We start from the raw sequence: 13525 nt of genomic DNA, 5'->3' as shown, positions 1-13525 counted from the left end.
TCGTCCCTTATGGAGGTGTGCCCGGATGACCAGTACGGTTCCCGCGCTCGGTACCCGAACGGCCGAAGGCTCCGCCCTGCAGGCGGTGCTCCTCGACATGGACGGAACACTCGTGGACACCGAGGGGTTCTGGTGGGATGCGGAGGTCGAGGTCTTCGCCGCGCTCGGACATACGCTCGACGAGGCCTGGCGTGACGTCGTCGTCGGCGGCCCCATGACGCGCAGCGCCGCGTTCCTCATCGCGTCCACGGGAGCCGACATCACGGTTCCCGAGCTGACCGTGCTGCTCAACGACGGCTTCGAGAACCGCATCGGCCGCGCCCTGCCGCTGATGCCGGGCGCCGCGAGACTCCTGGCCGAGCTAGCGGCGCACGAGGTGCCGATGGCGCTGGTCTCCGCGTCGCACCGGCGCATCATCGACCGCGTGCTCGACTCGATCGGGGCCCACCACTTCACGCTGACCGTCGCGGGCGACGAGGTCACCCGGACCAAGCCGCACCCGGACCCGTACCTTCTCGCGGCGGCGGGGGTTGGCGCGGAACCGGCCAGATGTGCCGTCATCGAGGACACCGCCACCGGCGTCGCGGCGGCCGAGGCCGCGGGCTGCCATGTGGTGGCCGTACCGTCCGTCGCGCCCATCGCACCGGCCTCCGGCAGGACCGTCGTCCCCTCGCTCGAACATGTCGACCTGCGCTTCCTGCAAGGACTGATGGCCGGAAACCGCTGAACAGTTGAAGCTGTGACCTTTCCCACTCCCTGAGGGGTCGACAGCGGGTCACGGCTGTGCGGGCGCACCGTTATGGGCGAGTTGTGGAGTGACGTTGTGTCCTGATTGAGGGGAACCTCACGAAACCTTCCCGTGTCGGGTTATCGGTGCGTCCACGCCCGGTTTCGCTGCGTGATTGAGGGTCAACTCCGGTCCCTTCCAGCCCTCCTGGTGGTGCGGACTAATGTCGTCGCGAGAACATCGCCCCGCCCTCACGGACCGACTGACCCCACCCCTCGTTGCCGGTCCGGACGGGATCAACAGCTCTGGAGAACGTCGAGCATGAACCGTAAGACTTTGGTGCTGCCGGCCGTCGTAGGCCTGCTCGCTCCCGCCCTCGCGGCGTGCGGTGGGGCGGGCGACGGTGGGGGAGACGACGCGATCGCCGTCGGCACCACGGACCGGTTCGCCACCTCGGCTGAGGTCCCGGCCCCCTTCGACCCGGCGTACGCCTATGACGCGGGCTCCTGGAACATTTTGCGCCAGACGGTCCAGACGCTGATGGCCATGCCGCGCGGAGGCGGCGACCCGGAGCCCGAGGCGGCTCAGCGGTGCGGGTTCACCGACACCGGCAACGAGCGCTACGAGTGCACCCTGCGCAAGGGCCTGAAGTTCGCCGACGGCAAGCCGCTGACCGCCACCGACGTGAAGTTCTCCATCGAGCGGGTGCGGGACATCAAGGTCAAGGACCCCAGCGGTTCCGACGGCCTGGTGGCCAATGTCGACGCGATCGAGACCCAGGGCGACCGGGGCATCGTCTTCCACCTCAAGAGCCCCGACGCGACGTTCCCGTACAAGCTGGCCACGCCCACCGCGGGGATCATCAGCTCGGAGCATTACGGCAAGAACAAGCTGCGCGACGGCTTCGCGGTGGACGGCTCCGGCCCCTACACCGCCGAGCAGGAGATCAAGGGCAACGAGCTCGTCAAGACGACGTTCTCCAAGAACCCGAACTACAAGGGCGCGATGAAGCCCAAGAGCGACAAGATCGAGCTGCGCAACTACGGGTCCACCGACGCCATGGGCGACGCCCTCAAGAGCGGCGACATCGACATGATGACGCGCACCATGTCGCCCGAGCAGATCAAGCAGCTCGGCGAAGACCCGGGCAAGAACATCGAGTTCGTCGAGACGCCCGGCCTCGAGATCCGCTACCTCGGCTTCAACACGGACGCCACCACCGTCAAGTCCAAGGCCGTCCGTCAGGCCATGGCGCAGGTCGTCGACCGCGGCGCCCTCGCGACCGGCGTGTACGGCGACGCGGCCGAGCCGCTCTACTCCCTGGTACCGACCACGATCACGGGCCACACCAACTCGTTCTTCAACAAGTACGGCGACCCGAGCCCCGCCAAGGCCCGCAGCCTGCTGCGGAAGGCCGACATCAGCACCCCGGTGAAGCTCACCCTGAACTACACGACCGACCACTACGGCCCGGGCACCAAGAAGGAGTTCGAGCTCCTGAAGAAGCAGCTCAACGCCAGCGGCCTCTTCGACGTGTCGATCAAGGGCACGGCCTGGAGCACCTTCAGGCCCGCCGAGCAGAAGGGCGCCTACGACGTCTACGGGATGGGCTGGTTCCCCGACTTCCCCGACGCCGACAACTTCCTCGCGCCGTTCCTCGACGAGGACAACTTCCTCGGCTCGCCGTACGTGAACAGCACCATCAACGAGGAGCTGATCCCGCACTCGCGCCGCGAGGCCGACCGGCTCACCGCATCCAAGAGCATCCAGAGGATCCAGGACATCGTCGCCGATGAGGTGCCGGTGCTCCCCCTCTGGCAGGGCCGGCAGTACATCGCCGCCCGCGACGACATCACGGGCGTCGAGTGGGCCCTCAACTCCTCCTCGAACCTGCAGCTGTGGGAGCTCGGCCGCGGTGTGAGCGGCTGACCTCCGCCCACACCGGCACACACCGCCGGGCTTCGCTCCACCGACGGACATCAACGACAAGGCACGTACGTGAAATTGCGTAACCAGTGGCTGGCCCTCCCCCTCACGGGAGGACTGGCCGCCGCCCTGCTGACCGGCTGCGGATCGGACTCGGGCGGAGCGGGGGAGGACGGCGAATCGGTGGTGATGGGGATGTCGGACGACGTCCTGGCCACCGACCCGGCGGCGGGCTACGACCCGGGCTCATGGCTCCTTTTCAACAACGTCTTCCAGTCCCTGCTGAGCTTCCCGAACGGGGGCACCGAGCCGGAGCCCGAGGCCGCCAAGGAGTGCGGGTTCACGGACACGGAGACCAAGGTCTTCGAGTGCACGCTGCGGGACGGTCTGAAGTTCAGCAACGGCAACGCGCTGACCTCGAAGGACGTCAAGTACTCCTTCGATCGCATGATGAAGATCAACGACGAGGCCGGTCCGGCGATCATGTTCCCGATGCTCGACCGCGTCGAGACCCCGAACGCCAAGAAGGTCGTCTTCAAGCTCAAGTACGCCGACGCCACCTTCCCCAGCAAGATCGCGTCCGGCGCCGGTTCCATCGTCGACCACGCCTCGTACGAGATGGACGCCCTGCGCGGCGGTGGCGAGGCCACCGGTTCGGGGCCGTACAAGCTCGACTCCTTCGACAAGGAGCAGGCGGTCTTCTCGGTCAACCCCGACTACAAGGGCACCGCCAAGGTGAAGAACAAGGGCGTCACGCTCAAGTTCTTCCACGACGACCAGAAGGGCCTGAAGAAGGCGCTCCTGGACGACAAGATCGACATCGCGTACCGAGGCCTCGCCGCCAACGACATCGCGGACATCGAGGCGGACACCTCCGAGGCCAGCCAGAACATCGACGTCGTCGAGGGCACGAGCGCCGAGGTGCAGCACCTGGTCTTCAACATGAAGGACCCGGTGGCGGGCAAGCTGGGCGTCCGCAAGGCCATGGCGTACCTGCTCGACCGTGACGCCCTGGTCAAGGACGTCTACCGGGACACGGCCACGCCGCTGTACTCGATCGTCCCGGCCGGCATCGGCGGCCACAACACCGCCTTCTTCGACACCTACGGCGCACGGCCGCAGCGCTCCAAGGCCGCGGCGGCCCTGCGCGCGGAGGGCCTGAGCGGCAAGGTCAAGCTCACGCTCTGGTCCACGCCCTCGCGCTACGGCCCCGCGACCGACCAGGAGCTGAAGGCGATCGCCAAGCAGCTCAACGCGAGCGGTCTCTTCGACGCCGACGTGAAGTCGGTCGAATTCAGCCAGTACGAACGGGACATCAAGTCCGGCAAGTACGGCGTGTACGTCAAGGGCTGGGTGCCGGACTACCCGGACCCGGACAACTTCACGCAGCCGTTCTTCGGCAAGGGCAACGTCCTGGACAACGGCTACCGCAACAGCGACATCACCGGGAAGATCATCCCCGGCACCGCCGCCGAGACGGACCGCACCAAGACCGACGGGGACTACTCCGACCTGCAGGACATCGTCGCGGACGAGCTGCCGATCCTGCCCGTCTGGCAGGCCAAGCAGTACGCGGTCATCTCCGACGATGTGTACGGCGTCGAGTCGTGCCTCGACGCGTCGACCGTGTTCCGCTTCTGGGAGCTCAGCAAGGCCTGATCCCCACGGACATACGACGGTGGCCGCCCCCTCGGGGACGGCCACCGTCGTCGTTCGTCCAGCTTCTTCGACGCCTACTGGGCGCCCGGCCGCACCAGCCCGCTCTCGTACGCGTACACGGCGGCCTGCACCCGGTCGCGCAGGCCCAGCTTCGTGAGCACATGGCCCACATGCGTCTTGACCGTCGTCTCGCTCACGAACAGGTCCGCCGCGATCTCCGCGTTCGACAGACCGCGCGCCACCAGCTTGAGGACCTCGACCTCCCGCTCGGTGAGCGTGTGCAGGGTGTCCGGCACCGGCTCGTCGCCCGAGGGGAGATGACCGGCGTACTTGTCCAGGAGCCTGCGGGTGATGCTCGGCGCGAGCATCGCCTCGCCCGACGCCACCACCCGGATCGCCTGCACCAGCTCGTTCGCCGGGGCGTCCTTGAGCAGGAAGCCGCTGGCACCCGCGCGCAGCGCCTCCACCACGTACTCATCCAGGTCGAACGTGGTCAGGACCAGGACCTTCGCAGGTCCGTCCCGGTCAGGCCCGGTGATCTGCCGGGTTGCCTCCACACCGTCCATCCGCGGCATGCGGATGTCCATGAGCACCACATCGGGCTGCAGCGCCCGCACCTGGTCGAGAGCCTGCAGGCCGTCTCCGGCCTCGCCGACGACCGCGACGTCCTGCTCGGCCTCCAGGATCATCCGGAACCCGGTGCGCAGCAGCGGCTGGTCGTCGACCAGTAGGACACGGATCGCCACGTAACTCTCCTTCGCTAGCCCGGGGCCATTCTGCCCTGCGCGCCCTCCTCGGACTCGGGCACCCTCACCGCAAGGGGGTACGGCGGGGGAGTCCCGCCGAATTCCGGACATACGGCCTGGTGGTCGCACCAGCCGCAGAGCTTCGTGGGCCTCGGCCGCCAGTCACCCGTCTCGGTGGCGAGCGTGATCGCCTCCCACAGCGCGTGCAGCTTCCGCTCGACCTGCTCCAGATCCTCGGTCCTGGGGTCGTACGTGATCACGTCGCCGCTGCCCAGATAGACGAGCTGGAGGCGGCGCGGGACCACACCCTTAAGACGCCACACCACCAAGGCGTAGAACTTCATCTGGAAGAGCGCGCCCTCGGAGTACTCGGGGCGCGGGGCCTTGCCCGTCTTGTAGTCGACGATCCGCACCTCACCCGACGGCGCCACGTCCACGCGGTCGATGATGCCGCGCAGCCTCAGCCCCGACTCCAGATCGGCCTGCACGAACAACTCGCGCTCCGCGGGCTCCAGGCGGGTGGGGTCCTCAAGGGTGAACCACCGCTCCACGAGCCTCTCCGCGTCCGCCAGCCAGCGCGCGAGCCGCTCACCCCGCTCGTCGTCCGCGAACAGCTCCGTCAGCTCCGGCTTGGCCTCACGCAACCGGTCCCACTGCCCCGGGATCAGCGACTTGGCGCTCGTCGCCGTCCGCTCGCCCGCGGGCGCGTCGAAGAGCCGCTCCAGGACGGCGTGCACCAGCGTGCCGCGGGTCGCCGCCTCGCTCGGCTTCTCCGGCAGCTTGTCGATCACCCGGAACCGGTAGAGCAGCGGACACTGCATGAAGTCACTGGCGCGCGAGGGCGACAGGGACGCCGGACGCACGGCCGTCACGACACCGTCGGTGCTGGTTTCCATGAGGACAGACCCTACGACCCGCCACTGACAACGGCCGCATACCATCGACGACAGACCCTCTCGCCCTGCATGATCGAGCGTGTACCGCGCCGGACAGGGGCGAGGGACGCTGATCGAACGAGGGGACATCGTGGACGAGAGCGGCGGAAGCGGCAGGCCGCTATCCGACGGCACCGACGGTCGGCGACCGGGTGCCGAAGCAGGCTCCGAGGGCACGCAGAGCACTGACGACACCGCCCGGCCCCAGGCACGCGACGAGGAACCCCGGCAGGCACGCGAAGAGGAACCCCGGCAGGCCCCCGAGGAAGAACCACGCCCCGCGGCCGAACCCCCGCGGCCCGCCGACCGCCTCACCAAGACCCCGCACGACACGCCCGGGGCGACACCGAAGGCACCGCACGACACCCACCCCGATTTCGCGCACGCCACCCACGGCCCCGCCCCGAAGGCCACGCCTCCCCAGGACAAGAAGAGCCCCGGCGGAGGGCTCCTGATGGGACGCCCCTTCGGCGTGCCCGTCTACGTGGCGCCCAGCTGGTTCCTCGTGGCGGCCCTGATCACCTGGGTCTTCGGCGGCCAGCTCGACCGCGTCCTACCGGAGCTCGGCGGCCTTCGCTACCTCGTCTCGCTCTTCTTCGCCGTCGCCTTCTACGCCTCCGTACTCGTCCACGAACTGGCGCACACCGTCGTCGCCCTGCGCTACAAACTGCCCGTTCGACGCATCCAGCTGCAGTTCTTCGGCGGCGTCTCGGAGATCGAGAAGGAGTCCGAGACCCCCGGACGCGAGTTCGTCCTCGCCTTCGTGGGCCCGCTGCTCTCCCTCGTCCTCTCCGGCGTCTTCTACGGGGCCATGCGCCTCGTCGAGCCCGGCACCGTGCCCGGCGTCCTGCTCGCCGGACTGATGATCTCCAACCTCATCGTCGCCGCCTTCAACCTCCTGCCGGGCCTGCCCCTGGACGGCGGCCGCATGCTCCGCGCCGTCGTCTGGAAGATCACCGGCAAGCCCATGAGCGGCACCATCGCCGCCGCCTGGGTCGGCCGCGCGCTCGCCATCTCCGTCCTCATCGGCCTGCCGCTGCTCAACCAGTCCGGCGCACTCGGCGGCGAGCCCCAGGACATCGGCGGCATGGACACCGTCACCGACGCCCTGCTCGCCGCGATCCTCGCCGCCATCATCTGGACCGGCGCCGGAAACAGCCTGCGCATGGCCCGCCTGCGCGAGCACCTGCCCGAGCTCCGCGCCCGCGCCCTGACCCGCCGCGCCGTCCCCGTCGAGTCGCACACCCCGCTCTCCGAGGCCCTGCGCCGCGCCAACGACTCCGGCGCCCGCGCTCTCGTCGTGGTCGACACCGACGGCGACCCCATGTCGGTGGTCCGCGAAGCCGCCATCGTCGGCGTGCCCGAGCACCGCCGCCCCTGGGTCACCGTCAGCGGCCTCGCCCAGGACATCACCGAAGGCATGCGGATCTCCGCCGAGCTCGCCGGCGAGGAACTCCTCGACACCCTCCGGGCGACACCCGCCACCGAGTACCTCGTGGTCGAGGCCTCCGGCGAGATCTACGGAGTGCTGTCCGCCGCCGACGTGGAGCGCGCCTTCGTCAAGGCCATGGCCCGCCCCAGCTGACGCCGCCACCCTGGTCCTCGGCCCCCGAACGGGCCGGTAGGCTGTTCACATGTCCGAACCGACCGGTGCCGCCCGCCGACGCGGGCCCTTCAAGGTCGGGGACCAGGTTCAGCTGACCGACCCCAAGGGCCGCCACTACACGTTCACGCTCGAGGCCGGGAAGAACTTCCACACCCACAAGGGTTCCTTCCCCCACGACGAGCTGATCGGTGCTCCCGAGGGCAGCGTTGTCCGCACCACGGGAAACGTCGCCTACCTCGCGCTGCGCCCCCTGCTCCCCGACTACGTCCTGTCCATGCCCCGCGGCGCCGCCGTGGTCTACCCCAAGGACGCGGGGCAGATCCTGGCCTTCGCGGACATCTTCCCCGGCGCACGCGTCGTCGAGGCGGGTGTGGGCTCCGGCTCGCTCAGCAGCTTCCTCCTGCGCGCCATCGGCGACGACGGAATGCTGCACTCGTACGAGCGCCGCGAGGACTTCGCCGAGATCGCCCAGCAGAACGTGGAGCGCTACTTCGGCGCCCCCCACCCGGCCTGGCAGCTCACCGTCGGCGACCTCCAGGACAACCTGAGCGACACCGACGTCGACCGCGTCATCCTCGACATGCTCGCCCCCTGGGAGTGCCTGGACGTCGTCTCCAAGGCGCTCGTCCCCGGCGGCATCCTCTGCTGCTACGTCGCGACCACCACCCAGCTCGCCAGGACCGTCGAGTCCATCCGCGAGATCGGCGGCTTCAACGAGCCGACCGCCTGGGAATCGATGATCCGCAACTGGCACGTCGAGGGCCTCGCCGTCCGCCCCGACCACCGCATGATCGGCCACACCGGCTTCCTGCTCACCGCCCGTCGCCTCGCGGACGGCGTCGAGCCGCCCATGCGCCGCCGCCGCCCCTCCAAGGGCGCCTACGGCGACGACTACACCGGCCCCAACGCCGGCGGCGGCACCCCCCGCGCGGAAGACTGAGACACCCGGCACCGCCGACACCCACCCCACGTACAACCGCTGAACGCACAGGCGCCGCCGCCGAGTTCCCCCCGAGACCGGGGAACTCGGCGGCGGCGCCTTTCCGTTCGCGAAAGCCGCCGACCCCGGTGTTCCGCACCACTGTGAGGTATGGCACGATGCTGGCCACCTCCCCCACCGGCACAGCCCTCACAGGAGACACTCCTCGTGCAGCACCCCGCCGTCCCGGAACTGGCACACAACACCACCCGCCCCATCCACTGGCTGGCCACCGCGGCCGCGCTCGCCGCCGTCATCGCCGGCTCGTCCTTCCTGCAGCCCGACCCCGCGAACGCGGCCCAGCCGGGCTCCAGGCCCGCCGGCAAGACCGCGGCCGCCCCGGCCCCCGCGCCCGCCCTCGCCCCGGACCCGGCCACCGTCACCTACCCCCTCACCTGCGGCAACGTAAAACCCGTGGTCAAGAAGAAGGCCTCCGGGGACCTCGACGGTGACGGCCGACCGGAGAGCGTCGCCGTGGTGCACTGCGCCGCGGGATCGGGCACGCCGCCCGACGGCGTCTACGTCATCACGCGCCCCACGGAGGGCAAGCCCCGGGTCGTCGCCACCCTCGTCGACCCGAAGGACCGCCAGAACGTCAGCGACTTCGCCGTACGTGACGGTGTGATCACCGCCACCCTCCTCGGGTACTCGTCACCGAACGTGCCCAGCTGCTGCCCCGACCTCCAGGACGAGGCCAAGTGGCAATGGAAGGACGGCACGTTCGCGCGGTCCACCCCGGCCGGGGCGCACAGCGTGTGACCGGAGAGACACGACAAAGGGCCTGTGCCCGCCGACCAGCGGCGGGCACAGGCCCTTGTCCATGCGTCAGTTCGCGAAGCTCGCGGTCTCAGGCCGCGTCGGGACCATAGACCTCGACCCTGTCCGAAACGCGTCGCACGTGAATGCAGTCGCCCGGGCACTCCTTCGCCGAGTCGACCACGTCACGCAGAAGCGGCAACGGCACGGGCGTTGTGGCGCCCGGAGCCTGCAACAGCTCGTCATCGCCGCTCTTCACATACGCCAGTCCGTCGATGTCCAGCTCGAAGACCTCAGGCGCGTACTGCGCACAGATGCCGTCGCCGGTGCAGAGGTCCTGGTCGATCCAGACCTCCAGCGGATCACGGCTCTCGGAGCCGGTACCGGCCTTGTCTCCCACGGTCATCTCTCCTGCCGGTCGTCACGCCGAGTGAGCCGACTCAGCAGCAAGTCGGGCCCACCCTGACGGGTGTTGAACGCTTCGACGATACAACCGCCCGCTTTCCGATGTTGTTGGGTGGGTAATGACCTGACGTGAGGGAGAGCGCAAGGGTGAAGATCGGACACACCTCTACCGTCTTTGTGATCTAGGGGTTTCAATCGACACCCACCCAGGTAGGGTCTGGAAGCGTCCAGCTCCCCTTGGAGGAGGTGAGGACCGTGGCAGCCCACGACGACGACATCAACCGCGGCATCCGGCCGGGGCGAGGGTCTGAGGACCCCGCCGGTCAGGTTGCCTATCTCGAGCAGGAAATCGCCGTCCTGCGACGCAAGCTCGCCGACTCTCCGCGGCATACGAGGATTCTCGAAGAGCGGATCGTCGAGCTGCAGACCAACCTGGCCGGCGTATCCGCACAGAACGAGCGGCTCGCCAACACGCTCCGTGAGGCCCGCGACCAGATCGTGGCCCTCAAGGAGGAAGTCGACCGGCTCGCACAGCCGCCGGCCGGCTTCGGAGTCTTCCTCGTGGCGAACGAGGACGGCACCGCTGACATCTTCACCGGGGGCCGCAAGCTCCGGGTGAACGTCAGCCCCAGCGTGGAGCTCGAAGAGCTCAGGCGTGGCCAGGAAGTCATGCTCAACGAAGCGCTCAACGTGGTCGAGGCCATGGAGTACGAGAGCGTGGGAGACATCGTCACCCTCAAGGAAATCCTTGAGGACGGCGAGCGCGCCCTGGTGGTCGGACACACAGACGAAGAGCGGGTGGTCCGGCTCGCCGAACCACTCCTCGACGTCACCATCCGCCCCGGAGACGCACTCCTGCTCGAACCCCGCTCCGGGTACGTCTACGAAGTGGTCCCCAAGAGCGAGGTCGAAGAGCTCGTCCTCGAAGAGGTTCCGGACATCGGCTACGAGCAGATCGGCGGTCTGGGCAACCAGATCGAGCTGATCCGCGACGCGGTCGAACTGCCCTACCTCTACCCGGACCTCTTCAGGGAGCACGAACTGCGGCCGCCCAAGGGCGTCCTGCTGTACGGGCCCCCCGGCTGCGGCAAGACGCTGATCGCGAAAGCCGTCGCCAACTCCCTTGCCAAGAAGGTCGCCGAGGTGACCGGAGCGGCAGCGGGGAAGAGCTTCTTCCTCAACATCAAGGGACCCGAACTCCTCAACAAGTACGTCGGTGAGACCGAGCGTCACATCCGCCTGGTCTTCCAGCGTGCGAGGGAGAAGGCGAGCGAGGGCACCCCCGTCATCGTCTTCTTCGACGAGATGGAATCCCTCTTCCGCACCCGCGGATCCGGCGTCAGCTCGGACGTGGAGAACACCATCGTCCCCCAGCTGCTCGCCGAGATCGACGGCGTGGAAGGCCTGGAGAACGTCATCGTCATCGGTGCCTCCAACCGTGAGGACATGATCGACCCGGCGATCCTGCGGCCGGGCCGGCTCGACGTGAAGATCAAGATCGAGCGCCCGGACGCCCAGGCGGCGAAGGACATCTTCGCCAAGTACCTCACCGAGCGGCTCCCGCTGCACGCGGACGACCTCGCCGAACACAGCGCCGACCGGCGCACCACCGTGGACGGCATGATCCAGTCCGTCGTGGAGCAGATGTACGCGGAATCCGAGGAGAACCGCTTCCTCGAGGTGACGTACGCCAACGGCGACAAGGAAGTCCTGTACTTCAAGGACTTCAACTCCGGCGCCATGATCGAGAACATCGTCGGACGCGCCAAGAAGATGGCCATCAAGGCCTTCCTCGACGCCGACCAGAAGGGCATCAGGGTCTCTCACCTCCTCCAGGCTTGCATCGACGAGTTCAAGGAGAACGAGGACCTGCCCAACACCACCAACCCGGACGACTGGGCCCGCATCTCCGGCAAGAAGGGCGAACGGATCGTGTACATCCGTACGCTCGTCACCGGAAAGCAGGGCGCGGACACCGGACGCTCCATCGACACGGTGGCCAACACCGGTCAGTACCTGTAGAAAGCAGGGCGGCTGCGGGTGTCCTTCGTGGGTACCCGCAGCTGTCTGTTTTTCAATGAACGCAATGATCTCCCCACCAGCGCAAAGGCGCTCTAGGCTCTTCGGTACCGCCGAGTCGCGCAGTGCGGGGACGGGCACCGCACACGCACCGGAGAACCAGCGGTACTTGAGCGCCGTTCCCGAAGGGGAGCGCCGCCGGGCAAGGAGGGCCGCATGACCGTACGGCGAGTAATGGGCATCGAGACGGAGTACGGCATCTCCGTCCCCGGCCACCCGAACGCCAATGCCATGCTCACCTCGTCCCAGATCGTCAACGCCTACGCCGCGGCGATGCACCGGGCGCGACGCGCCCGCTGGGACTTCGAGGAGGAGAACCCCCTGCGGGACGCGCGGGGCTTCGACCTCGCCCGTGAGACCGCCGACGCCAGCCAGCTCACCGACGAGGACATCGGCCTCGCCAACGTGATCCTCACCAACGGGGCGCGCCTCTACGTGGACCACGCGCACCCCGAGTACAGCTCACCCGAGGTCACCAACCCCTGGGACGCCGTCCTGTGGGACAAGGCCGGCGAACGCATCATGGCGGAGGCGGCCGAGCGGGCCGCACAGCTGCCCGGGGCCCAGCCGATCCACCTCTACAAGAACAACACCGACAACAAGGGCGCCTCGTACGGCACGCACGAGAACTACCTGATGAAGCGGGAGACCCCCTTCTCGGACATCGTGCGCCACCTGACGCCGTTCTTCGTCTCCCGCCAGGTCGTCACCGGCGCCGGACGCGTCGGCATCGGCCAGGACGGGCACGAGCACGGCTTCCAGCTCAGCCAGCGCTCCGACTACTTCGAGGTCGAGGTGGGGCTGGAGACGACCCTCAAGCGGCCCATCATCAACACCAGGGACGAGCCGCACTCGGACGCCGAGAAGTACCGCCGTCTGCACGTCATCATCGGCGACGCGAACCTCTCCGAGATCTCGACGTATCTCAAGCTGGGCACGACATCCCTGGTCCTCGCCATGATCGAGGACGGCTTCATCGCGGTGGACCTCGCCGTCGACCAGCCCGTGCGCACCCTCCACCAGGTCTCCCACGATCCGACCCTCAAGCGTCTGATCACGCTCCGTAGCGGGCGGACACTCACCGCTGTCCAGCTCCAGATGGAGTACTTCGAGCTGGCCCGCAAATACGTCGAGGAGCGGTACGGCTCCGACGCCGACGAACAGACCAAGGACGTCCTGACCCGCTGGGAAGACGTCCTCGGCCGCTTGGAGAGCGATCCGATGAGCCTCTCCGGAGAGCTCGACTGGGTCGCCAAACGAGAACTCATGGAGGGCTACCGCCGCCGTGACAGCCTCGACTGGGACGCGGCACGACTGCACCTGGTCGACCTCCAGTACGCGGACGTACGGCCCGACAAGGGCCTCTACAACCGTCTGGTGGCCCGCGGCAAGATGAAGCGCCTCCTGGAGGAGCCACAGGTCGAGCGCGCCCAGACCAAGCCGCCGGAGGACACGCGCGCGTACTTCCGCGGCCGGTGCTTGGAGCAGTACGCGGACGACGTGGCCGCGGCCTCGTGGGATTCGGTCATCTTCGATCTCCCCGGCCGCGACTCCCTCCAGCGTGTGCCCACGCTGGAGCCCCTGCGCGGCACGCGCAACCACGTCAAGGAGCTCCTTGACCGCTGCCGCACGGCAGAGGATCTGGTACGGGTGCTCTCCGGAGGCTGAAAGACCCGGCGTGTGGGAATCATCGAGGTGGTCCCCGGA

Annotated in this window: 11 protein-coding genes; 8 read left to right on the top strand and 3 right to left on the bottom strand. The window is 68.3% G+C overall.

Going from position 1 to position 13525, the window contains the following annotated elements:
• The first annotated feature begins 25 nt into the window (after window positions 1–25).
• From ABXJ52_RS07085 to ABXJ52_RS07075, 3 genes are all read left to right on the top strand, one after another.
• Window positions 26–727: an HAD family phosphatase gene (locus tag ABXJ52_RS07085; protein WP_367040214.1), complete on the top strand. Its 702-nt coding sequence runs from the start codon at window positions 26–28 to the stop codon at window positions 725–727.
• A gap of 321 nt (window positions 728–1048) precedes the next feature.
• A complete protein-coding gene (locus tag ABXJ52_RS07080) occupies window positions 1049–2656 on the top strand; it encodes an ABC transporter substrate-binding protein (RefSeq protein ID WP_367040213.1) in 1608 nt (535 codons plus the stop codon).
• Between the two features lie 69 nt (window positions 2657–2725).
• Window positions 2726–4312, top strand: coding sequence for an ABC transporter substrate-binding protein (locus tag ABXJ52_RS07075; RefSeq protein WP_367040212.1), 1587 nt, complete (start codon window positions 2726–2728; stop codon window positions 4310–4312).
• Between the two features lie 74 nt (window positions 4313–4386).
• Here ABXJ52_RS07075 and ABXJ52_RS07070 read toward each other — a convergent pair whose 3' ends face one another.
• Window positions 4387–5058 carry a response regulator transcription factor gene (locus tag ABXJ52_RS07070; RefSeq protein ID WP_367040211.1) on the bottom strand — a complete coding sequence of 224 codons (672 nt, stop codon included), beginning with the start codon at window positions 5056–5058 and terminating at the stop codon, window positions 4387–4389.
• A gap of 14 nt (window positions 5059–5072) precedes the next feature.
• The gene (locus ABXJ52_RS07065) at window positions 5073–5954 is read right to left on the bottom strand and encodes a RecB family exonuclease (protein ID WP_367040209.1); all 882 of its coding nucleotides are present in this window, start codon (window positions 5952–5954) and stop codon (window positions 5073–5075) included.
• Window positions 5955–6084: 130 nt separating this feature from the next.
• Here ABXJ52_RS07065 and ABXJ52_RS07060 point away from each other — a divergent pair, with 130 nt between their 5' ends.
• From ABXJ52_RS07060 to ABXJ52_RS07050, 3 genes are all read left to right on the top strand, one after another.
• Window positions 6085–7578 (top strand): site-2 protease family protein, encoded by a 1494-nt coding sequence (locus ABXJ52_RS07060; RefSeq protein WP_367040207.1) that lies wholly within the window; start codon window positions 6085–6087, stop codon window positions 7576–7578.
• Between the two features lie 49 nt (window positions 7579–7627).
• Window positions 7628–8539 (top strand): tRNA (adenine-N1)-methyltransferase, encoded by a 912-nt coding sequence (locus tag ABXJ52_RS07055; RefSeq protein WP_160503993.1) that lies wholly within the window; start codon window positions 7628–7630, stop codon window positions 8537–8539.
• 207 nt (window positions 8540–8746) lie between these two features.
• Complete coding sequence (locus ABXJ52_RS07050; protein WP_367040205.1) at window positions 8747–9337, top strand: hypothetical protein; 591 nt, start codon at window positions 8747–8749, stop codon at window positions 9335–9337.
• Window positions 9338–9425: 88 nt separating this feature from the next.
• On the opposite strand, the gene ABXJ52_RS07045 is transcribed toward ABXJ52_RS07050, so the two are convergent.
• A complete protein-coding gene (locus ABXJ52_RS07045) occupies window positions 9426–9740 on the bottom strand; it encodes a ferredoxin (protein WP_367040204.1) in 315 nt (104 codons plus the stop codon).
• A 254-nt stretch (window positions 9741–9994) separates the two neighbouring features.
• On the opposite strand from ABXJ52_RS07045, the gene arc reads away from it, so the two are divergent.
• On the top strand, window positions 9995–11761 hold the full coding sequence (gene arc, locus ABXJ52_RS07040) for a proteasome ATPase (protein ID WP_367040202.1): 1767 nt from the start codon (window positions 9995–9997) through the stop codon (window positions 11759–11761).
• Between the two features lie 213 nt (window positions 11762–11974).
• Window positions 11975–13486, top strand: a complete 1512-nt coding sequence (gene dop, locus ABXJ52_RS07035) for a depupylase/deamidase Dop (protein ID WP_367040200.1) — start codon at window positions 11975–11977, stop codon at window positions 13484–13486.
• Window positions 13487–13525 lie beyond the last annotated feature (39 nt).

This window comes from Streptomyces sp. Je 1-332, assembly GCF_040730185.1.
In the GTDB taxonomy this organism is placed as follows: Bacteria; Actinomycetota; Actinomycetes; order Streptomycetales; family Streptomycetaceae; genus Streptomyces.
The sequence above is the reverse complement of the archived record's forward strand: the minus strand, read 5'-3'. Positions and strand labels throughout refer to the sequence as shown.